Source organism: Rhodovulum strictum (genome assembly GCF_009649175.1).
Lineage (GTDB): Bacteria > Pseudomonadota > Alphaproteobacteria > Rhodobacterales > Rhodobacteraceae > Rhodovulum > Rhodovulum strictum.
Genome location: NZ_WJPO01000008.1, coordinates 49915 through 68988 on the forward strand (window position 1 = coordinate 49915; position 19074 = coordinate 68988).

Consider the following 19074-nt stretch of genomic DNA (forward strand, 5'->3'; position numbering starts at 1 on the left):
GTCAGGCGGCGCGCCACGCCTTCCACAGGTGTTTCCAGCGGCGCGACATCTTTCTGGCCGGGCTTGCGAACAGCCGCGCCGCCAGCGCCTGCGCCTCGGCCTCGAGCGCGGCCTGACGCGCCGCGATCAGGTCGCGCAGCCGGTCGCGCTCTGCCGCACCGCCGGTCAAGGCGTCGGCCCCGGCGATCCAGCCATCCAGCACGGCAAGATCGTGGTGATCGCCCAGGAGTTCGGACAGCGTGCGCACCTGGCCTGCGCGACGGCCCATCCGCGCGGGGTCGATCGGCTGCAACAGCCTTGTGTGATACCAGTGGTATTTCACGGCCTTGCGCCAGTCATGGATCACCGCCGTCTCGGGCGTCTCGGCGGCAAGGCGGCGGTCCTGCCGGGCGCGGTCGAAGATCTTGTCGATACCCGGCCGCAGCGCCTTGAACCCGTTGGCGGTCAGGGTCCAGTCCGCCACGCGGGCGCGAAGCGCCATCATCTCGGCGCGGAAGACGGCCAGATCGGCGGCCACATCGCCACCCGCCACCGCGGCGTTGCGGGTTGCAACCAGATGGGCGCGCAGCGGGCCGAGCCCCGCATCGCCGGTTGCGGCGGCCAGCTTGTCGACGGTTTCGATCATGCCCTCGAAATCGCGCAGCCCCGACAGCCGCCGCGCCGCGTCGCGGATCGCCGCATTCTCGGCGGCATAGGCGGGAAAGGATGGCCGGACCAGCCGGATCAACCCGCGCAACCGCTTGGCGCGCTTGCGCAATTCATGGATCTTGTCGTGCAGATCCATCCCGGCATCGTCGATTTCGGCAAGCGCGGCGTCGATCTCCTCGGTGGCGATGCGCCGCAGCGCCGCCTCGCAGGTCTCGTCCGTGCGTTTCAACCGATAGGCCATGAATTCGTCCCGTGCTTCGCGCGCTGATGCGCATCGCAGCGGTAGCCGGATCATATGACATTTAGTTAACGACCGGCGATCGCCAAGGTGCCCGGCCGCAGACCGGGCCGGGCACTGGCACCGGGATCAGCGCCGCTCGGCGCGCTTGCCGAATTCGCTGTCCAGATGCGCACGCATCTTGCGGGCCGCGCCGCGCAGGGCGGCCTCGACATTGGCATCGTTATGGGTGACGGTGTGCGGCTTCAGACCCTCGGGCCGCGCCTCGAGCTTGCAATGGATGTCATCGGACCCGCCCTTGGCGGCATTCGCATCGGTCAGATAGACCTCGACCCGCGACAGCCGGGAGGTCAGATGGCCAAGCCCCGCGGTCACGATCTCGCTGGCGATATCGGCCAGACGCTCGTCGCCATGGATGTGGGAATCGGTATTCAACTGAAACTGCATGTCGCGGTGCCTCCTGTGCCTGACATTCCCCTTCACCTAGGCATTGCCCCCGCCGAACGCCACCCCCTGAGGCCCGTGTCAAAGCCCCCGCGCGTCAAGGACGTGGGTCATCGCGATGGTCCAGCCCAGCGGGCCGGGCGCGTCGATGCGCAGGATCCGGCCCTCGGCCTCGCCCGCCAGCGGCGGCAGGGGCGGGCGATGCGGATTGGCGATGACAAGGCCCAGATCGGCGGCTTCGAGCATATCGGCATCGTCGGGCGCATCACCCAGCGCGACGGTGAAGGGGGTTCCGTAACGTGCGGCAACCTCGGCCATGCGGCTGGCCCTTGTGCCGCCGAAGGACAGCTTGAGAAACCGCCCGCCCTCGCGCGCCTGCACCCCCATCGCGGCCAGCGCGTCCAGGAATGCCGCCTTTTGCGCATCCGATCCGCGCCAGAGCCCCGGTTCGGAAAACCGCCGCTTTGCAGCCAGTTCAGCCTCGGCCATCGGCAGGTTGCTGCGCCGGGCGATCATCGGCAGATCCCAGTCGCCGAAGCCGTGAAACCCCGCCCTGAGCGAGGCGGGCAGCCGGCCCAGCGCGGCGCGCAATTCGTCATATCGGCCACGGTCCTCGGGCGCCGCGGCGCCGGGTTCCAGCAGGCCCGCACCGTTCTCGATGATGGCGGGATGGTCCGCCAGCCCCAGATCGGCACGCAGCGGTGCAATCTCGGCGGCCGTTCGGGACGAGACCAGGATCACCGGCACCCCCGCCGCGCGCAGCCGCGCCAGCGCGGGTTCGGCGGCATCGTGGGAATAATCCTCGTGATCCAGAAGCGTGCCGCAAAGATCGGTGAAGACGACAAGGGGAGGGCTTGGCATCGGGGGGATCCGGGGTTGTTCGCGCTGGCAGCATCCTAGCCCGGCCATGGGGCACAAGGCCACCCCGCCGCCCCCTTGAAACATATGCCAAGGGCTGCCTTATTGACCGGCAAGGGGGCGATCATGGACCGTCCGATCTTTCGCACCGAGGCCCTGAGCAAGGTCTACGACACCGGCGACGTCAGGGTGCATGCGCTGGCCGGTGTCGATCTGAAGCTCTTTGCCGGAGAGCTTGCGGTTCTGCTTGGCCCGTCGGGCAGCGGGAAATCAACGCTTGTGAACATTCTGGGCGGGCTGGACCGGGCAAGTTCGGGCAAGGTCTGGTTCAAGGACATCGACCTGACCGCGCTGCCGGAACGGGGGCTGACGCGCTATCGGCGCGACCATGTGGGCTTTGTGTTCCAGTTCTACAATCTCGTGCCCTCGCTCAGCGCGCGCGAGAATGTCCAGCTTGTGACCGATGTCGCCCGCGACCCGATGGATCCGGCCGAAGCGCTGGGGCTGGTGGGTCTGTCGGACCGGCTGGACCATTTCCCGGCCGAGATGTCGGGCGGCGAACAGCAGCGCGTGGCCATCGCGCGCGCCATCGCCAAGCGGCCCGAGGTGCTGTTATGCGACGAGCCCACCGGCGCGCTGGACAGCAGGACCGGGGTTCAGGTGCTTGAGGTGCTGAAGGACATCAACGAACGCTTCGGGACCACGATTGTCGTGATTACCCATAACGCCGCGATCCGGCAGATGGCGCACCGGATCGTGCGGTTCCAGGACGGGCGCATCGTCTCGGTCGAGACGAACGAAACCCGCCTTGCCCCCCACGATATCGACTGGTGAGGGCCATGCAGGCGCTGGACATCAAGCTTTTGCGCGACTTCCGGCGACTTTGGGCGCAGGCGCTGGCGATTGCGCTGGTGCTGGGCTGCGGCGTCGCGATCTTCCTGACCTCGTTCGGGATGTATAACGCGCTGGAGGACACCCGCGCCGCCTATTACGAGCGCAACCGCTTTGCCGATGTCTTTGCCGAAACCCGCCGCGCCCCCGCCACGCTGGAGGCCGAGATCGCGGCGATCCCGGGCGTGGCCAGCGTCGAGACCCGCGTCGTCGGCTCGGTGATCCTGGACATTCCCGGCCGGACCCAGACCGCGGTGGGCCGGGTGATCTCGTTGCCGAACGGGGGGCTGCCGCAGCTCAACATCCCGCTTCTGCGCGCGGGCCGCCTGCCCGGCCCCGACGCCACCGACGAGGTTGCCGTGAACGAGCCCTTTGCGCGGGCCAACGGCTTTGTGCCCGGCGACAGTTTCGAGGCCAACCTGAACGGGCAGAAACGGCGGCTGACGATCACCGGCACGATGCTGTCGCCGGAATTCATCTACACGATCGGGCCGGGCCAGATGATGCCCGACAATGCCGCCTTCGGCATCCTGTGGATGCCCGAACGCGCCGCGGCCGCGGCATTCGACATGACCGGCGCGTTCAACTCGGTCGCGCTGAGCCTGACGCGCGATGCGCAGACGGCCGAGGTGATCGACCGGCTGGACGACCTGCTGGACCGCTATGGCGGATTCGGCGCCTATGGGCAGGAAACGCAACTGTCCAACAGCTTCATCGACGCCGAGATCATGCAGCTCAAGACGCTGGCGATGGTGCTGCCGCCCGTCTTCTTCGGCATCTCGGCCTTTCTTGTGAACATGGTGCTGGCCCGCATCATCGCGCTGGAACGCAGCGAGATCGGGCTGCTCAAGGCGGTGGGCTATTCGGATGCCGAGGTGTGCCAGCATTACCTGATGCTGGCCGGGCTGGTGGCGATTGCGGGCATCGTGCTGGGCTTTGGCGCGGGCAGTTGGCTGGCGCATGCGCTGGCCCGGCTTTACGCCGATTTCTTCGATTTTCCCTATCTGATCTTCCGCGTCTCCTATGACGCCTATGCGATTTCGGCGGCCATTGCACTGGCCGCGGCGGGGCTGGGGGCCGGGCGTTCGGCACTGGCCGCGGCACGGCTGTCGCCCGCCATCGCGATGCAGCCGCCCGCCCCGCCGCGCTACAGCCGCAGCCTGTTCGACCGGGCGCTTGGGGCGCTGCGGCTGTCGCAACCGGCGATGATGGTCTTTCGCTCGATCCTGCGCTGGCCGGTGCGGGCGGGGCTGACCACGCTGGGCCTGGCGCTGGCGGTTGCCGTCATGGTCGCCGCCACCTTTACCGATGACGCGCTGGACGAGATACTTGACGTCGCCTTTTCCCAGTCGAACCGGCAGGACACGATGCTGCTGTTCACCGAGGACATGCCGGTTTCCGTGCTGGAGGACATCCGCCGCCTGCCCGGCGTTCTGGTGGTCGAGGGCCAGCTTTACCTTGCCGCGGAACTGCGCCACGGCCATCTGACCAAGCAGGTTGCCATCGAGGCCCGCCCGCCCGAAAGCGATCTGTCGCGCGTGATCGACGGGGCGGGCCGGGTGGTCGCGCCCCCGCCCGGAACGATCCTGCTGGCCGACCGGCTGGCCGCGCAACTGGACGCCCAGCCCGGCGATCTGATCGAGGTGGAATTCCTGGGCGCCCGGCGCGAGACATTCCTGCTGCCGGTCGCGGGTCACGTCACCCAGTATTTCGGCCTTGGCGCCTATATGGATTTCGACACGGTGAACGCGCTGTTCCGGCAGGCGCCGCGGGTTACGACCGCGAATCTGCTGATCGACGAGGAGCACGAGGACGCGCTGCATGCGCGGCTGAAGGAGATGCCCGGCCTTGCCGGAACGATCATGCTGACCGAAAGCCGCCGCTCGTTCGAGGACACCATTGCCGAGAACGTGGTCATCATGACGACGATCTATGCCACCATCGCCATCCTGATCACCGTGGGCGTGGCCTATAACGGGGCGCGGGTACAATTGTCGGAACGCGCGCGCGAACTGGCCAGTCTGCGCATCCTCGGCTTCAGCCGGGGCGAGGTTTCGGCGATCCTGATGGGGGAAACGCTGGTGCTGGCGCTGGCGGCGCAGCCGCTGGGATGGGTGCTGGGCTGGGCCATCGCCTGGTCGATGACCGGGGGCTTCACCTCGGATCTCTATGCGATTCCTCTGGTGCTGAAACCGGCGACATTCGCGCAGGCCAGCCTGGTGGTGCTGGCCGCCTGCGTCGTTGCGGTGCTGGTGGTGCGGCGGCGGCTGGACAATCTGGATCTTGTGGCGGTGATGAAGACGCGGGAGTGAGGCATGAAGGTTCCGGCACGAAACATCATCCTGATCGGGCTGGGCGCGGCGCTTGCGGGGGGGCTGATCTATACCGCCTTCCGCACCGAAGCCGTGCCGGTCGATCTGCATGTCGTCGCAAGCGGGCCGATGCAGGTCACCGTGAATGCCGATGGCAAGACGCGCATCCGCGACATCTATGAGGTTGCAGCGCCCCTGACCGGCACTGCCCTGCGCTCGCCCGTCGAGGTGGGCGAGCGGGTGATCCGCGGCGAAACCGTGGTCGCCATCGTCGAGCCGACCGCCCCCAGCCTGCTGGACAGCCGAAGCCGTGTTCAGGCCGAAGCCGCCGTACGCGAGGCGCAGGCCGCCCGCGCGCAGGCCGAAAGCGGGCTGAGAAAGGCCGACGAGGATCTGAGCTATGCCGAAACCCAGTTCGAGCGCGCGCAGACGCTGGTCGAACGCGGGGTTGCCACCTTTACCCGGCTGGAGGATGCGACCCAGCAGCTTGCCATCGCCCGGGCGGCCCGTGATGCCGCGAATTCGGGGCTGGCCATGGCCGATGGCGCGCTGGAACGCGCCCGCGCCGCGCTGATCGCGCCTGCGGTCGATGGTCTGGGCGGGCCGGCGGGGGAATGCTGCGTGCAGATCCATGCGCCCATCGACGGTATGGTGCTGGAAATCGACGTGATTTCGGAACGTCCCGTCACCATCGGCACGCGGCTTCTGTCCATCGGGCGGCCCGACGATCTGGAGATCGTTGCGGATCTGCTGTCCTCGGACGCGGTGCGGCTGCAACCCGGCGCGCGGGCGATGGTCGAGCGCTGGGGCGGCGGCGCGACGCTGGAGGCCCGGCTGCGCAAGATCGAGCCCGTGGCCCGCACCAAGGTCTCGGCGCTGGGGATCGAGGAACAGCGGGTCGATGCCCGCTTCGACATCCTGACCCCGCCCGAGGACCGCGCGGGGCTGGGCGAAGGCTTCGCCGTGTTCCTGCGCATCGTCGAATGGCAGGCCGAGGATGCGGTGCAGGTGCCGCTTTCGGCGCTGTTCCGGCGCGATGGCGGCTGGGCGGTCTTTGCCGTCGAGAACGCCATCGCGCGGCTGACCCCGGTCGAGATCGGCCGCCGGGGCGAGAGCATGGCCGAGGTTCTGGACGGGCTTGAACCGGGGCTTGCGGTCGTGACCCACCCCTCGGACCGGATCGGCGACGGAACGGCGGTCGTGGATCGCGCCACGCTGGAATGACCTCCAAGGCAGGCTTCGATGACAGCGCCATGACAACGACCAGCGGGCGATTGCCGCGCGGCTTTCGGCCCCGGATCGCGCCTGTTCCGGGCCTCAAGGCGCTCTGCTATAGGGCGTGCCGGGGGCGCGGCATGCGCCCGGACCGGCGAGGTGTCGCGCGATGATGAACTGGCCCGCGGGCGGGTCCGATCCGCTGCTTGAATCGTTGCAATCCGACCATCTGCCCGATCTGGGCCATGTGGACATGGCGGGTTTGCTGCGCGATCCGCGGCTTGGGCGGATGGCGCTGGTCTCGTCCTTCGGGGCGGAAAGCGCGGTGCTGCTGCATGTGGTCACGCAGATCTTTCCCGACATGCCGGTGCTGTTCATCGACACCGGCTGCCATTTCCCCGAAACGCTGGCCTATCGCGACCTGCTGGCCGAGCGGCTGCGGCTGAACCTGGTGACCGTCCGGCCCGATCCCGCGACGCTGGCCGACGAGGATGCGGACGGGCGGCTGCACGCCCGCGATCCGAACATGTGCTGCACCCTGCGCAAGACCTTTCCGCTGGCCGATGCGCTGGAGGGGGTCGCCACCTGGATCTCGGGGCGCAAGCGCTATCAGGGCGCGACAAGGGCCGCCCTGCCTGCCATCGAGCGCGACGGCAGCCACCTGAAGGTGAACCCGCTGGCCTTCTGGACCGAGGCCGATCTGGCGGCCTATTTCGCGGCCCATGACCTGCCCCGCCATCCGCTGGTCGACCTCGGCTATGCCTCGATCGGCTGCGCGCCCTGCACGCGGCCCGTGTGCAACGGCGAGGCGCTGCGCGCCGGGCGATGGGCGGACAATCCCGACAAGACCGAATGCGGCATCCATCTGGGCCCCGATGGCCGTTTCGCGCGCGCCCGGCCCGGCCGGGAGTGACGCGCCCCGGCAGGCGCCCGCGCGGCGCCGGATTGCGGCCAGAACTTTCGGTCTGCGCAAATATGAATCTTTGACATAGCTCCGCATTGGTGCGTATACATGCGCATACACATGCAAGAATGCGAATGTCACAGGAGGAGACCGATGGACCACCCGGATCGAATCGCCCTATCGCGGCGCGGGTTTCTCGGTATGGCGGCCGGGGGGATGGCACTGGCCGGAACGGGGGCACCTGCGCGCGCGCAGAAGGTGACCAGTTCGGCAAGGATCGTGATCCTGGGCGCGGGCGCGGCGGGCACCGCCATCGCCAGCCGCCTTGTCCAGCGCCTTGACGGCGCGACGATCACCATCGTCGACGCGCGCAAGCGCCACCTTTACCAGCCCGGCTTCACGCTGATCGCGGCGGGGCTGAAACCGGCGGCATACTCGGTGTCCTCCACCGCCGAATGGCTGCCGCGCGGCGTCGAGTGGGTCGATGAAGCGGCGGCCGAGATCGACCCCGAGGCGAACCGGATCGTCACCACCGGCGGCAAGAGCATCGGCTATGACTTCCTGATCCTGGCCACGGGGCTGAAACTCGACTGGGACGCGGTCGAGGGCTTTGACATGAACCTGGTCGGCACCAATGGCATCGGCGCGGTCTATGCCGGCCCCGAACAGGCCGAAGCGACCTGGGGCGCGCTGAACCGCTTTACCGACGAGGGCGGCAAGGCGGTGCTGTTCCGCCCGGCCACCGAAATGAAATGCGCCGGGGCGCCGCTGAAATACGCCTTTCTCACCGACGATTACGCACGGCGCAAGGGCAGCCGCGGCCGGGTCGAGGTTCACTATCACGCCCATGGCGGTGCGCTGTTCTCGGTGCCCATCGTGAACGAGAAGGTGCGGATGCTGTTCGACGACCGGGGCATCCGGGTGCAGTACAACCATGTGATGAAGGCCATCGACCCGGGCAAGAGGATCCTTACCTTCGCCACGCCCGATGGCGATATCGAGACCGATTACGACTTTACCAACGTGATCCCGCCGATGATCGCGCCCGACGTGATCCGCAATTCGCCCCTGCCCTGGCAGGAGGGTGCCTGGGGGGCGCAGGGCTGGGCCGAGGTCGACAAGGCGACCATGCGCCATGTGCGCTATCGCAACGTGTTCGCCATCGGCGACATCGCCGGGGTGCCCAAGGGCAAGACCGCGGCCTCGGTCAAGTGGCAGGTGCCGGTGGTCGAGGATCACCTGCTGGCCGATATCGAGGGCAGGCTGAGCCCGGCGGCCTTCAACGGCTATACCTCCTGCCCGATGATCACCCGGGTCGGCCGCGCGATGCTGATCGAATTCGACTACAAGGACAATCTGGTGCCCTCGTTCCCCGGCGTGATCGCGCCGCTGGAAGAGCTGTGGATTTCCTGGCTGATGAAGGAGGTGGCGCTGAAGGCCACCTATAACGCGATGCTGCGCGGCAAGGCCTGAGGAGGACGGACCATGAAGGAACTGACGCTTGAAACCCTGATCGCCGTGTTCGAGGAGATGTATGGCCCCTGGCTGTTCTGGGCCATGGTCGTGGTCGCGGCGCTGATCACGGTGGCCTTTCTGTATGTGCTGATCCGCGACCGCACGATCGAGGGCCGCTACCTGGCCCGCGCCGAACTGACCGCGCCGATCGGGGCGATCGCGGCGATCCTGTTCGTGCAATACATCACCAGTTCGGGCTTTTCCGATATCGGCGGGCCGATCGATGTGATCGTCGTTCTGATGATCGGGGTTGCGGGGGCGGGTGGCCTGACATTTCTGGTCTATGTGGCCCAGGCGTTCATGCGCCAGCCCGGCAAGAACCGAAACTGATCACAGGGGATCGCGACCGCGATGAACGCATCCGTCGAAACCGGGGCGGGCCAGCCCGAAAGCCGACTGGCCCATTACCCGATCACCTTCTTTGCCACGGTCATGGGGATGCTGGGGCTGACGCTGGCGCTGCATGCCGGGGAACGGGCCTTCGGGCTGAGCGGGGCGCTGTCGGGCGCTGCGCTGATCGCCTCGGTGCTGCTGCTGGTGGCGGTGGCCACGGGCTATGGGCTGAAACTTGCGCTTCATTTCCGGAGCGCGGTGGCGGAATGGCACCATCCGGTCAGGCTGGCCTTCTTTCCGACGGTCTCGATCTCGCTGATCCTGCTGGCGACCGCGCTGCTGGCCGAACACCCGGCGCTGGCCGAACCGATCTGGATCGTCGGCACCGCGCTTCAGGGCGGGCTGGCGCTGCTGGTGATCGCGGACTGGATCGGGCATCGCGATTTCAAGCCGGGGCAGATGAACGCGGCCTGGTTCATTCCCGCGGTCGGCAACATCCTGGTGCCGATTGCGGGCGCGCCGCTGGGATACCTGGAAATCTCGTGGCTGTTCTTTTCGGGCGGGCTGCTGTTCTGGGTGGTGCTGCTGACGCTGGTGATGAACCGGCTGACCTTTCACGAACCGCTGCCGAGCCGCCTGCAACCGACGCTGGTGATCCTGATCGCGCCGCCTGCGGTCGGCTTCATCGCCTGGATGCGGCTGAATGGCGAACTTGACCAGCTGGCGATGTTCCTGATCCACGCGGCCTATGTCTTTGGGCTGATCGTGACGACGCAACTGCCCCGGATCCTGCGGCTGCCCTTTGCGCTGTCCTTCTGGGCGCTGTCCTTTCCGCTGGCGGCGCTGACCGTGGCGACCTTCGTCTATGCCGAGGCGATGGGTTCGGCATTCCACAAGGGGCTGGGCGGCGGGTTGCTGGTGCTGCTGGTGGCGGTGATCGCGGCTCTGGTCGGGCGCACCGGGCTGGCGATTGCGCGCGGCGAGATCTGCCGGCCGGAATAGGGGATGGCGGTTCGGGGCCTCTCCCGCCCCCGGCCTGCGCGGGGCTGACGCCCCGCTTGTCCGGCGTTGGGCGTGGCCGCGCGCTGACGCGCGCGGCGCCTCCGGCGGGGGTATTTGAGGCCAGAAGAAGGGCCCGGGTCAGGCGCGGCGGGGGGCGAGGCGGCTGAGCGCGAACAGCGCGGTCGCGGCGACCACGATGCTGGGGCCCGCGGGCGTGTCGAAGCGGAGCGAGCCCCAGAGCCCGCCCAGCGCGGCGAGCCCCGCGAAGAGCGTGGCGAGAATGGCCATCGTTTCGGGCGAGCGGGAGAGCGGGCGGGCGGCCGCGGCGGGGATGATCAGCATCGCCACGATCAGCAGCGCGCCGACGACCTGGAGCGCGACAGCGACGACAAGCGCAAGGGCAACGGTCAGCGCCAGCCGTTCGCGGCCGGGATCGAGCCCGGCGGCCTTGGCCAGTTCCTCGCTGACGGTGACGGTCAGCAGCGCGTTCCAGCGCCAGAGCAGAAGCGCCAGAACGCCGAGCGCGCCCGCCCAGATCACCGCAAGCTGGCTGCGTCCCACGGCGAGGATGTCACCGAAGAGATAGGCCGAGAGATCGACCCGCACCGCGGGCAGGAAGGAAACCGCCACAAGCCCGATGGCAAGCGCGCCATGGGCCAGCACGCCAAGCGCCGTGTCGATCGCAAGGCCGCGGCCCGCCAGCGCGGTCACGGTCAGCGCCATTGCCAGCGCCGTGGCCAGCGTGCCCGCGAAAAGCGAAATCTGGAAGGCCAGCGCCAGCGCCACGCCCAGGATCGCGGCATGGGCCGTCGCCTCGCCGAAATAGGCCATCCGGCGCCAGACCACGAAGCTGCCCAGGGGGCCGGCGGCGATGGCCACCGCCAGACCCGCAAGCCCGGCGCGGACCAGGAAATCATCCAGCATGGGCGGGCTCCTTTTCCGCGGCATGCGCGTGGGCGTCGCCATGGGTATGGTCGCAGGCGTCGTGGTCGTGATCATGCGCGTGCTGGTAAAGCGCCATGGTCCCCAGCGTGCCCAGCCCGAACAGCGCGCGGTATTCCGGCGCGGCGGTGACCACATGGGGCTGGCCCTGGCAGCAGATATGGCCGTTCAGGCATATCACCCGGTCAGAGGCCGCCATCACCACATGCAGGTCATGGCTGACCATCAGGATGCCCGCGCCGGTCTGGTGCCGGACATCCTCGACCAGTTGATAGAAGGATGCGGTGCCGGGCTGGTCGAGGCCCTGCGTCGCCTCGTCCAGGATCAGCAGTTCCGGCTCGGCCAGCAAGGCGCGCGCCAGCAGCACCCGCTGGAACTGCCCGCCCGAAAGCGCTGTCATCTGGCGGCCCTCGAGCCCCGGCACCCCGACATGGGCCAGCATCGCCGCGATCTCGGCCCGGCCGCGGCGGTCAGGCAGCGACAGGAAGCGCGCCACGCTCAGCGGCATGCGGTCGTCCACCGCCAGCCGCTGCGGCACATAGCCGATGCGCAGCCCGGCGCGGCGCGTCACCTGCCCCTCGGACGGACGGACCACGCCGAGCAGCGCGCGCACCAGCGAGGATTTGCCCGATCCGTTCGGGCCGACCAATGTCACGATCTCTCCGGGCTCGATCGCGAAGGCGACATCGCGCAGGGCCGTCACCCCGCCATAGCGCACCGCGAGCCCGCGCGCGGCGATCAGCGTCATTCGCTGGCCCCCTGGCAGGCGGGGCAGAGGCCGACCGCCTCGATGCTCATCCGCTCGACCCGGAAGCCGAGTGGGCCGGCGGCCTGCCGAAGGGACGCGGCCACCGCGGCCCCCGGCGCCTCGGCCAGACCGTTGCAGGCCGAGCAGATCAGAAAGACCGGCACATGCGCCTCGCCCGGGTGCATGCAGGCGGCAAAGGCGTTCAGCCGCCGGATGCGATGGGCGAAGCCATGCTCGACCAGGAATTCCAGCGCGCGATAGGCCACGGGCGGCTGGCGGCCGAACCCCTCTTCGGCCAGCCGGTCGAGCACATCATAGGCGCCCAGCGCCTGATGCGACTCGAGCAGGATTTCCAGCGCACGGCGGCGCACGGGGGTCAGGCGCAGGCCCTTTGCCTCGGCCACGGCTTCGGCATGGGCCATCGCCCCGTCGCGGCAGGCGGCGTGGTCATGGCTGGCAAAGGCCAGCGTGCCGTCGGGGTCCATCCGATTCCCTCTTGACTAGTTATCTTATAACATATTCCTTGCCAACCAAGCCGCACAACCCGGAAATGACGGAGCCCCCATGCGTTCGCTGACCGCCCTCGCCCTTGTCCTGACCGCCGCCCCGGCACTGGCCGCGCCGCCCAAGGTAATGACAGACATCCCCGCCGTCCATGCACTGACCGCCGCGGTCATGGGGGAGCTTGGCACGCCCGACATCCTGCTCGACAAGGGGGCCGACCCGCATCACTTCCAGCTGCGCCCGTCCCAGGCCAGGGCCTTGTCCGAGGCCGATCTGGTGCTGTGGATCGGGCCGCGCATGACGCCCTGGCTGGAACGCGCCATCGCGGGCGTCGGGCTTTCGGGCGAAAGCGTTGCGCTCCTGGACCTGCCGGGCACGTTCCGGCGCGATTTCGGCGACACGGGCGGGCATGATCACGACCATGATCACGCTCACGATCACGGCCATGGCCATGACCACGCGCATGAGGCGGCCGACACACATGACCATACCGGGCTCGACCCCCATGCCTGGCTCGACCCCGAGAACGGGCGGGTCTGGACCCGGGCCATCGCCGCGCGTCTGGCCGCGCTCGACCCCGACAACGCTGCCGCCTATGCCGCCAATGCCGAGGCGACACTGGCGATGATCGACGCGGCCGAGGCCGAGACGCGCAGCCTGCTGGCGCCGGTGGGCGATGCCCCGATCATGGTGTTTCACGATGCCTATGGCTATTTCGCTGATCATTTCGGCATCACGGTCGCCGGTTCCATCGCGCTGGGCGATGCCGCCTCTCCGGGTGCCGGGCGGCTGGCGGACCTGCGCGGCCAGCTGCGTGAGGGCGGGATCGCCTGCATCTTCCCCGAGGCCCAGCACGATCCGGCCCATGTCACCGCCATCGTCGAGGGCACGGACACCCGCATCGGCGGGCTGCTGGACCCGTCGGGCAGCACGATGGAATTCGGCCCCGACCTTTACCCCGCACTCCTGACCGGACTTGCCCGGACCATCGCCGATTGCGTCGCGGGCGCGGGGGGCTGAGCCCCCCGCCACCCGGCCCGATCAGAAGTCGATCTCGACTGCGACGCCGCGCGCCCGCGCGATCTCGACCGCCCGGGCCGCGACCGCCAGATCCTGCAAGCCCACGCCGGTCCCGTCGAACAGCGTGATCTCGTCGGCCGATTGCCGCCCCGGCGCCAGCCCCGCGATCACCGCGCCGATCTGGGTGATGTCGCCCGCGCCGATCAGCCCCGCCGCCACCGCATGCTGCGCCTCGCCGATGCTGACCGATTGCGCGACCTCGTCGGTGAACACCCGCGCGCGCGCCAGAATCGCCGGATCGACCTCCTGCTTGCCCTTTGTGTCGGTCCCCATGCAGGCCAGATGCGTGCCGGGCCGGATATGGGCCTCCTTCAGTTGCGCCTCGAAACTCGACGTGATGGTGACGATCACATCCGCCTGCGCGCCCAGTTCCTCCAGCGACACCGCCTCGAAGGGCAGGCCCAGTTCCTCGGCGGTCTCGGCCAGCCGGGGCAGCATCTCGGGGTGATAGTTCCAGCCCACCACCTTCTCGAACTCCCGCTCGCGCACCGCCGCCCGCAACTGAAAGGCCGACTGATGCCCCGCGCCGACCATGCCCAGGACCCTCGCATCCTTGCGCGCCAGATGCCGGATCGACACCGCACTCGCCGCCGCCGTCCTGAGCGCCGTCAACAGGTTGCCGCCCACCAGCGCCCTGGCCTGCCCGGTATCGGGATCGAACAGCACCACGGTCGATTGATGGTTGGTCAGCCCCCTTGCCATGTTGCCCGGCCAGTAGCCCCCCGATTTCAACCCCAGCACCAGCCCCGCCCGGTCAAAGCCCGACTTGAAACCATATAGCGCATCCGCATGGCCGATCGCCTCGCGCACCACGGGAAAGTTCCACGCCTCCCCCCGCGCCATCGCGGCAAACACCGCCTCGACCGCCTCGAAACACTCCTCGGCCGAGATCAGCCCGGCGATCTCCTTCTCGGGAACGATGATCATCCCTGCCCCTCCTTGTGACACCGAAACAGGCGCCGGGACCGCGTCCCCGCGCCCTGTCTTCTTCTGGCCATAAATATCCCCGCCGGAGGCGCGCGGCCGTCAGGCCGCGCCACGCCCAACCCCGGACAAGCGGGGCGCATGCGTCCCGTGCCGGCCGGGGGCGGGAGCGCCCCGTCAGTATGCCTTGCCGCGCGCCGAAACCGGCCAGACCACCTCGACCTTGTCGCCGCGCACGCCCACATACCAGTCATGGACATTGCAGGTCGGGTCGCAATGGCCGGGCACCAGTTTCAGCTTCTCGCCGACCTTCAGCACGCCCTTCGGATCCGAAATCACGCCATGCTCGTCCGAGCATTTGATGTATTCCACATCGTCGCGGCCAAAGATGAAGGGCAGCCCGCTATCGACCGATTGCGCCTTGAGCCCGGCATCGCAGATCGCGCGATCCGCCTTCACATGGCTCATCACGCTGGTCAGGATGAACAGCGCATTCTCCCATTCGCCCTGGTCGATCCGCTTGCCGTCCTTGTCGAGGATCCGCCCGTAATCGGCATCCATGAAGGCGTAGGAGCCGCATTGCAGCTCGTTATAGACCCCCGAATTGCCCTCGAAATAATAGCTGCCCGTCCCGCCGCCGCCGACGATGTCGCAGTCCAGCCCCGTGGCCTTCAGCCCCTCGACCGCATCGCGCACCATCGCCACCGCGATGTCGATCTTGGCCTTGCGGTCCTCGTAAAGGTCCATGTGCTGCATCGCGCCCTGATAGGCCTGGATACCGGCGAATTTCAGCCCCGGTGCCGCGTCGATCGCCCTGGCGATCTCGACCACGGCTTGCGTACTCGTCACCCCGCAGCGCCCGGCGCCGCAGTCGATTTCCACAAGGCATTCGATCTGGGTGCCGTGCTTGACCGCGGCCGCCGACAGGTCGGCCACGTTGGCCAGGTCATCGACACAGACGATGGTGCGCGCGCCAAGCTTCGGGATACGCGCCAGGCGGTCGATCTTGGCCTTGTCGCGCACCTGGTTCGAGACCAGCACATCCTTGATGCCGCCGCGGGCAAAGACCTCGGCCTCGCTGACCTTCTGGCAGCAGACGCCGCAGGATCCGCCAAGGCGTTCCTGCAACAGTGCCACATCCACCGACTTGTGCATCTTGCCATGCACCCGGTGGCGCATGCCATGCGCTTTGGCCCAGTCGCCCATCTTCCTGATGTTGCGCTCCAGCGCGTCGAGATCCAGCACCAGGCACGGGGTCTGGATGTCCGCCGCGTCCATCCCCGGCAGGGCGGGGATGTCATAGCCCACTTCGAGCCCTTGAAAATCCGTCACGTCCTTCATGGCGTTTCTCCCTGTTCAGCCCTTGATCCAGGGCAGCTTGTCCAGATCGACATTGCCGCCCGTGATGATGACGCCCACGCGTCTGCCCGCAAAGACGTCGCGGTTCTTCAGGATGGTGGCCAGCGGCACGGCGCAGCTTGCCTCCATCACGATCTTCATCCGCTGCCAGGTCAGCTTCATCGCGTCGATGATCTCCTGCTCGGATGCGGTCAGGATGTCGGTCACGTGGTTCGACACGAAATGCCAGGTGAGTTCCTTCAGCGGCACTTTCAACCCGTCGGCCACCGTCTCGGGGGCGTCGTCGGCAATGATGTGACCGGCCTTGAAGCTGCGACAGGCATCGTCGGCCTGTTCCGGCTCGGCGGCATAGATCCTGATCCCCGGCGCGATGGTGGACAGCGTCAGGCAGGTGCCCGACACCATGCCGCCGCCGCCGATCGGCGCGATCACCGCGTCCAGCCCCGGCACCTGTTCGTTCAACTCGCGCGCGCATGTCCCCTGCCCCGCGATCACCCGCCAGTCATTATAGGGATGCACGAATTCGGCGCCCGTGCGGGCCTGCACCTCGGCGAACACCGCCTCGCGGCTGGAGGTGGACGGTTCGCATTCGGTGATCGAGCCGCCATAGCCCCGCACGGCGTCCTTCTTGGCCTGCGGCGCGGTGCGCGGCATCACCACATGACAGGGAATGCCACGGCGCCCGGCCGCGTAGGACAGCGACAGCGCATGGTTGCCCGAACTGTGCGTCGCCACGCCCTTCTGCGCCGTCTCGTCGTCCAGACCGAAGACCGCGTTGCAGGCGCCGCGCACCTTGAAGGCGCCAGCCTTCTGGAAATTCTCGCATTTGAAGAACAGCTCGGCGCCGGTCAGCTCGTTGAAATAGCTCGAGGTCAGGACCGGCGTGCGGTGGATATGGGGCGCGATCCGCGCATGCGCCGCCACCACGTCGTCATAGGTCGGGATATACATCTGGCTCTGATCCTTCATCGCACCCTCACGCTGCCGCCCGCACCGGGGCTGCCCTGGTTGCCCGGTAATGCGCCTGTGCCGCCGCCACGCCGCTGCCCAGCGTGACCGGAACGCCCATATCCGCCATCGCCATCTCGGCCGTCGCGATCCCCGACAGCGCCAGAACATCGGTCAGCATCCCCAGATGGCCGATGCGGAACACCTTGCCCGCGACCTCGCCCAGTCCGGCGCCATAGGCCACGCCATAGGCATCGGCCGCGTGCCGACAGAGCGCGTTGCCGTCGATCCCCTCGGGCAGGACGATGGCCGTCACCGAATTGGAATAGAGCGCAGGCGCCACCGCGCAAGGCCGCAGCCCCCAGGCCGCAACCGCCTTGCGCACGCCCTCGGCGATGCGGTGATGACGGGCAAAGACGTTTTCAAGCCCCTCTTCCAGCAGCATGTCGCAGGCCACGCCCAGCCCGTTCAACAGCCCCACCGCAGGGGTATAGGGCGTGCCGAGTTTCAGCATGTCGCGGAAATCGAAGAAGCAGCGCGACAGCCTGGCCCCCTCCATCGCCGCCAGCGCCCTGGGGCTGACGCCGACAATGGCCAGGCCCACCGGCAGCATGAAGCCCTTTTGCGAGCCCGCGACCGCCAGATCGACGCCCCATTCCGTCATCCGGAAATCCATCGACCCGATGGAACTGACGCCATCGACCATCAGAAGCGCAGGGTGCTGCGCCGCATCCAGCGCCCGGCGCACCCCCGCCACATCCGAGACGACACCCGTCGCCGTTTCGTTATGGGTGACCAGAACCGCCTTGATCTCGTGCGCGGTATCGGCGGCCAGGATCTGGGCGAAGCGCTCGACCGGGGCACCCTCGCCCCAGGGGCAGGTCACGATCTCGACATCCAGGCGATGGCGCTGGCACAGGTCGATCCATTTCATCGAGAACATGCCATGCCGCGCGGCCAGAACCTTGTCGCCGGGGCTCAGCGTGTTGGTGACGGCGGCCTCCCAGCCGCCGGTGCCCGAGGCCGGGAACAGGATCACCTCGCCCTCGTCCATCCTGAGCACCCGCTTCACGCCCGCCTTGGCGCGGTCGAACAGCGGCGGAAAGGCGGCCGAGCGGTGGTCCATCGTGGGAATGTCGCAGGCCCGGCGCAGTGCCTCGGGGATGTTGGTCGGGCCGGGGATGAAGACGGGGTTCTGGCTGGACATGCGGTCGATCCTCCCTGTGTCGCGGCTTGTGGATAGCGCGGGCGGGGTGGGGCGGGCAATTTTTTTGAAAAATTCATCCGCCTGACGAAAAAACACCCAACCCGCTATAATTCATGCGATTTTTACCTTCCCGAAAATGAAAAAACATTTCATTTTGCAGCGCAGCACGCGAAAGGACCGATTCGCATGACCCAGCCCCGGCCCCGCGGCCGCCCCCGCGCCTTTCATGACAAGACCGACCAGAACACCATCCAGTCGCTAGACCGGGCGATGTCGCTGTTGCGTGCGCTGGCCAAGACCAACGGCCTGACGCTGAGCGAACTGGCCGACCGCACCGGGCAAAGCGCGGCCACGGTCTACCGCGTTCTGGTCACGCTTCAGGGCCATGAGATCGTCGAGTTCGAGGAGGGCGCCCAGCGCTGGCATGTGGGCGCAGGCGCGTTCCGCATCGGCTCGGGCTTCCTGCGCCGGGCCAATGTCGCGGAACGCTCGCGCGGGGCGATGCAGGCGCTGATGCGCGCGACCGGCGAGACGGCAAATCTGGGCATCGAGAACCGCGACGAGGTGCTGTTTTTGACCCAGGTCGAGACGCATGAGGCGATCCGCGCCTTCTTTCCGCCCGGCACCCGCAGCCCGATGCATGTCTCGGGGATCGGCAAGGCGCTGCTGGCCTATTACCCCGAGGCGCGGGTGGCGGCCATCGTTGCGGAAAAGGGGCTGACGGGCTTCACCTCGCTGTCGATCACCTCCGAGGCAAGCCTTGGGCGCGACCTTGCCCGCACGCGGGAACGCGGCTTCGCCATCGACGACCAGGAACGCGCCGAGGGCATGCGCTGCGTCGCCGCGCCGGTCTTCAACGCTTATGGCGAGCCGGTCGCGGGGCTTTCCGTCTCGGGACCGGCCTTTCGCATGACCCTGTCCGAGGCCACCCGGATCGGCCAGGAGGTGCGCCGCGCCGCAGATAGCGTGACGGCGGCCATCGGGGGCACGCCGCCGGGCTGA

The 19074-nt window shown here is 68.0% G+C and carries 19 protein-coding genes; 9 read left to right on the forward strand and 10 right to left on the reverse strand.

Annotation, left to right across the window (positions count from 1 at the left end):
• Position 1: 1 nt before the first annotated feature.
• The 3 genes from GH815_RS07205 to GH815_RS07215 form a co-directional block, all read right to left on the reverse strand.
• Positions 2-889 (reverse strand): CHAD domain-containing protein, encoded by an 888-nt coding sequence (locus GH815_RS07205; RefSeq protein WP_170290313.1) that lies wholly within the window; start codon positions 887-889, stop codon positions 2-4.
• Between the two features lie 126 nt (positions 890-1015).
• A complete protein-coding gene (locus tag GH815_RS07210) occupies positions 1016-1333 on the reverse strand; it encodes an HPF/RaiA family ribosome-associated protein (protein ID WP_153748089.1) in 318 nt (105 codons plus the stop codon).
• 78 nt (positions 1334-1411) lie between these two features.
• Entirely contained in the window at positions 1412-2191 is a 780-nt protein-coding gene (locus GH815_RS07215; protein ID WP_153748090.1) for an HAD-IIB family hydrolase, read from the reverse strand.
• A gap of 123 nt (positions 2192-2314) precedes the next feature.
• Here GH815_RS07215 and GH815_RS07220 point away from each other — a divergent pair, with 123 nt between their 5' ends.
• The 7 genes from GH815_RS07220 to GH815_RS07250 all read left to right on the forward strand — a co-directional run bounded on the left by GH815_RS07220 (position 2315) and on the right by GH815_RS07250 (position 10360).
• Entirely contained in the window at positions 2315-3022 is a 708-nt protein-coding gene (locus GH815_RS07220) for an ABC transporter ATP-binding protein (RefSeq protein WP_153748091.1), read from the forward strand.
• A 5-nt stretch (positions 3023-3027) separates the two neighbouring features.
• Positions 3028-5391, forward strand: a complete 2364-nt coding sequence (locus GH815_RS07225; RefSeq protein WP_153748092.1) for an ABC transporter permease — start codon at positions 3028-3030, stop codon at positions 5389-5391.
• A 3-nt stretch (positions 5392-5394) separates the two neighbouring features.
• Complete coding sequence (locus GH815_RS07230) at positions 5395-6615, forward strand: efflux RND transporter periplasmic adaptor subunit (RefSeq protein WP_153748093.1); 1221 nt, start codon at positions 5395-5397, stop codon at positions 6613-6615.
• Between the two features lie 160 nt (positions 6616-6775).
• Entirely contained in the window at positions 6776-7519 is a 744-nt protein-coding gene (locus GH815_RS07235; protein ID WP_153748094.1) for a phosphoadenylyl-sulfate reductase, read from the forward strand.
• A gap of 144 nt (positions 7520-7663) precedes the next feature.
• Entirely contained in the window at positions 7664-8983 is a 1320-nt protein-coding gene (locus GH815_RS07240; RefSeq protein WP_153748095.1) for an NAD(P)/FAD-dependent oxidoreductase, read from the forward strand.
• A gap of 12 nt (positions 8984-8995) precedes the next feature.
• Positions 8996-9355 carry a DUF5368 domain-containing protein gene (locus GH815_RS07245; RefSeq protein ID WP_153748096.1) on the forward strand — a complete coding sequence of 120 codons (360 nt, stop codon included), beginning with the start codon at positions 8996-8998 and terminating at the stop codon, positions 9353-9355.
• Positions 9356-9376: 21 nt separating this feature from the next.
• Positions 9377-10360 carry an SLAC1 anion channel family protein gene (locus tag GH815_RS07250; protein ID WP_153748097.1) on the forward strand — a complete coding sequence of 328 codons (984 nt, stop codon included), beginning with the start codon at positions 9377-9379 and terminating at the stop codon, positions 10358-10360.
• A gap of 138 nt (positions 10361-10498) precedes the next feature.
• On the opposite strand, the gene GH815_RS07255 is transcribed toward GH815_RS07250, so the two are convergent.
• Genes GH815_RS07255 through GH815_RS07265 form a run of 3 tightly spaced genes read right to left on the reverse strand, consistent with a single transcriptional unit; the run spans position 10499 to position 12535 of the window.
• Complete coding sequence (locus GH815_RS07255; RefSeq protein ID WP_153748098.1) at positions 10499-11284, reverse strand: iron chelate uptake ABC transporter family permease subunit; 786 nt, start codon at positions 11282-11284, stop codon at positions 10499-10501.
• The gene (locus tag GH815_RS07260; RefSeq protein ID WP_153748099.1) at positions 11274-12050 is read right to left on the reverse strand and encodes a metal ABC transporter ATP-binding protein; all 777 of its coding nucleotides are present in this window, start codon (positions 12048-12050) and stop codon (positions 11274-11276) included. The genes GH815_RS07255 and GH815_RS07260 overlap by 11 nt, the downstream gene beginning before the upstream one ends.
• Positions 12047-12535: a Fur family transcriptional regulator gene (locus GH815_RS07265; RefSeq protein WP_153748100.1), complete on the reverse strand. Its 489-nt coding sequence runs from the start codon at positions 12533-12535 to the stop codon at positions 12047-12049. Before GH815_RS07265 ends, GH815_RS07260 begins: the two co-directional genes overlap by 4 nt.
• 79 nt (positions 12536-12614) lie before the next feature.
• Here GH815_RS07265 and GH815_RS07270 point away from each other — a divergent pair, with 79 nt between their 5' ends.
• Entirely contained in the window at positions 12615-13574 is a 960-nt protein-coding gene (locus tag GH815_RS07270; protein ID WP_153748101.1) for a zinc ABC transporter substrate-binding protein, read from the forward strand.
• Between the two features lie 21 nt (positions 13575-13595).
• On the opposite strand, the gene bhcD is transcribed toward GH815_RS07270, so the two are convergent.
• The 4 genes from bhcD to bhcA all read right to left on the reverse strand — a co-directional run bounded on the left by bhcD (position 13596) and on the right by bhcA (position 18072).
• Positions 13596-14561 (reverse strand): iminosuccinate reductase BhcD, encoded by a 966-nt coding sequence (gene bhcD, locus GH815_RS07275; RefSeq protein WP_153748102.1) that lies wholly within the window; start codon positions 14559-14561, stop codon positions 13596-13598.
• A 174-nt stretch (positions 14562-14735) separates the two neighbouring features.
• Complete coding sequence (gene bhcC, locus GH815_RS07280; RefSeq protein WP_153748103.1) at positions 14736-15899, reverse strand: 3-hydroxy-D-aspartate aldolase BhcC; 1164 nt, start codon at positions 15897-15899, stop codon at positions 14736-14738.
• Between the two features lie 15 nt (positions 15900-15914).
• Positions 15915-16886, reverse strand: coding sequence for a beta-hydroxyaspartate dehydratase BhcB (bhcB, locus tag GH815_RS07285; RefSeq protein WP_153748104.1), 972 nt, complete (start codon positions 16884-16886; stop codon positions 15915-15917).
• A gap of 7 nt (positions 16887-16893) precedes the next feature.
• Positions 16894-18072, reverse strand: coding sequence for an L-aspartate--glyoxylate aminotransferase BhcA (gene bhcA, locus GH815_RS07290; RefSeq protein ID WP_153748105.1), 1179 nt, complete (start codon positions 18070-18072; stop codon positions 16894-16896).
• A gap of 186 nt (positions 18073-18258) precedes the next feature.
• Between bhcA and bhcR the strand changes: the two genes are divergently transcribed.
• Positions 18259-19074 (forward strand): HTH-type transcriptional regulator BhcR, encoded by an 816-nt coding sequence (gene bhcR / locus GH815_RS07295; protein WP_153748106.1) that lies wholly within the window; start codon positions 18259-18261, stop codon positions 19072-19074.

What these genes read in the sequence shown, in the direction of transcription:
- bhcB (WP_153748104.1), bottom strand. Translation starts at nt 16,886, where the DNA reads ATGAAGGATCAGAGCCAGATGTATATCCCGACCTATGACGACGTGGTG.
- GH815_RS07205 (WP_170290313.1), bottom strand. Translation starts at nt 889, where the DNA reads ATGGCCTATCGGTTGAAACGCACGGACGAGACCTGCGAGGCGGCGCTG.
- bhcC (WP_153748103.1), bottom strand. Translation starts at nt 15,899, where the DNA reads ATGAAGGACGTGACGGATTTTCAAGGGCTCGAAGTGGGCTATGACATC.
- bhcD (WP_153748102.1), bottom strand. Translation starts at nt 14,561, where the DNA reads ATGATCATCGTTCCCGAGAAGGAGATCGCCGGGCTGATCTCGGCCGAG.
- GH815_RS07260 (WP_153748099.1), bottom strand. Translation starts at nt 12,050, where the DNA reads ATGACGCTGATCGCCGCGCGCGGGCTCGCGGTGCGCTATGGCGGGGTG.
- GH815_RS07215 (WP_153748090.1), bottom strand. Translation starts at nt 2,191, where the DNA reads ATGCCAAGCCCTCCCCTTGTCGTCTTCACCGATCTTTGCGGCACGCTT.
- GH815_RS07265 (WP_153748100.1), bottom strand. Translation starts at nt 12,535, where the DNA reads ATGGACCCCGACGGCACGCTGGCCTTTGCCAGCCATGACCACGCCGCC.
- GH815_RS07225 (WP_153748092.1), top strand. Translation starts at nt 3,028, where the DNA reads ATGCAGGCGCTGGACATCAAGCTTTTGCGCGACTTCCGGCGACTTTGG.
- GH815_RS07245 (WP_153748096.1), top strand. Translation starts at nt 8,996, where the DNA reads ATGAAGGAACTGACGCTTGAAACCCTGATCGCCGTGTTCGAGGAGATG.
- bhcA (WP_153748105.1), bottom strand. Translation starts at nt 18,072, where the DNA reads ATGTCCAGCCAGAACCCCGTCTTCATCCCCGGCCCGACCAACATCCCC.
- GH815_RS07250 (WP_153748097.1), top strand. Translation starts at nt 9,377, where the DNA reads ATGAACGCATCCGTCGAAACCGGGGCGGGCCAGCCCGAAAGCCGACTG.
- GH815_RS07240 (WP_153748095.1), top strand. Translation starts at nt 7,664, where the DNA reads ATGGACCACCCGGATCGAATCGCCCTATCGCGGCGCGGGTTTCTCGGT.
- GH815_RS07255 (WP_153748098.1), bottom strand. Translation starts at nt 11,284, where the DNA reads ATGCTGGATGATTTCCTGGTCCGCGCCGGGCTTGCGGGTCTGGCGGTG.
- GH815_RS07270 (WP_153748101.1), top strand. Translation starts at nt 12,615, where the DNA reads ATGCGTTCGCTGACCGCCCTCGCCCTTGTCCTGACCGCCGCCCCGGCA.
- GH815_RS07220 (WP_153748091.1), top strand. Translation starts at nt 2,315, where the DNA reads ATGGACCGTCCGATCTTTCGCACCGAGGCCCTGAGCAAGGTCTACGAC.
- GH815_RS07235 (WP_153748094.1), top strand. Translation starts at nt 6,776, where the DNA reads ATGATGAACTGGCCCGCGGGCGGGTCCGATCCGCTGCTTGAATCGTTG.
- GH815_RS07230 (WP_153748093.1), top strand. Translation starts at nt 5,395, where the DNA reads ATGAAGGTTCCGGCACGAAACATCATCCTGATCGGGCTGGGCGCGGCG.
- GH815_RS07210 (WP_153748089.1), bottom strand. Translation starts at nt 1,333, where the DNA reads ATGCAGTTTCAGTTGAATACCGATTCCCACATCCATGGCGACGAGCGT.
- bhcR (WP_153748106.1), top strand. Translation starts at nt 18,259, where the DNA reads ATGACCCAGCCCCGGCCCCGCGGCCGCCCCCGCGCCTTTCATGACAAG.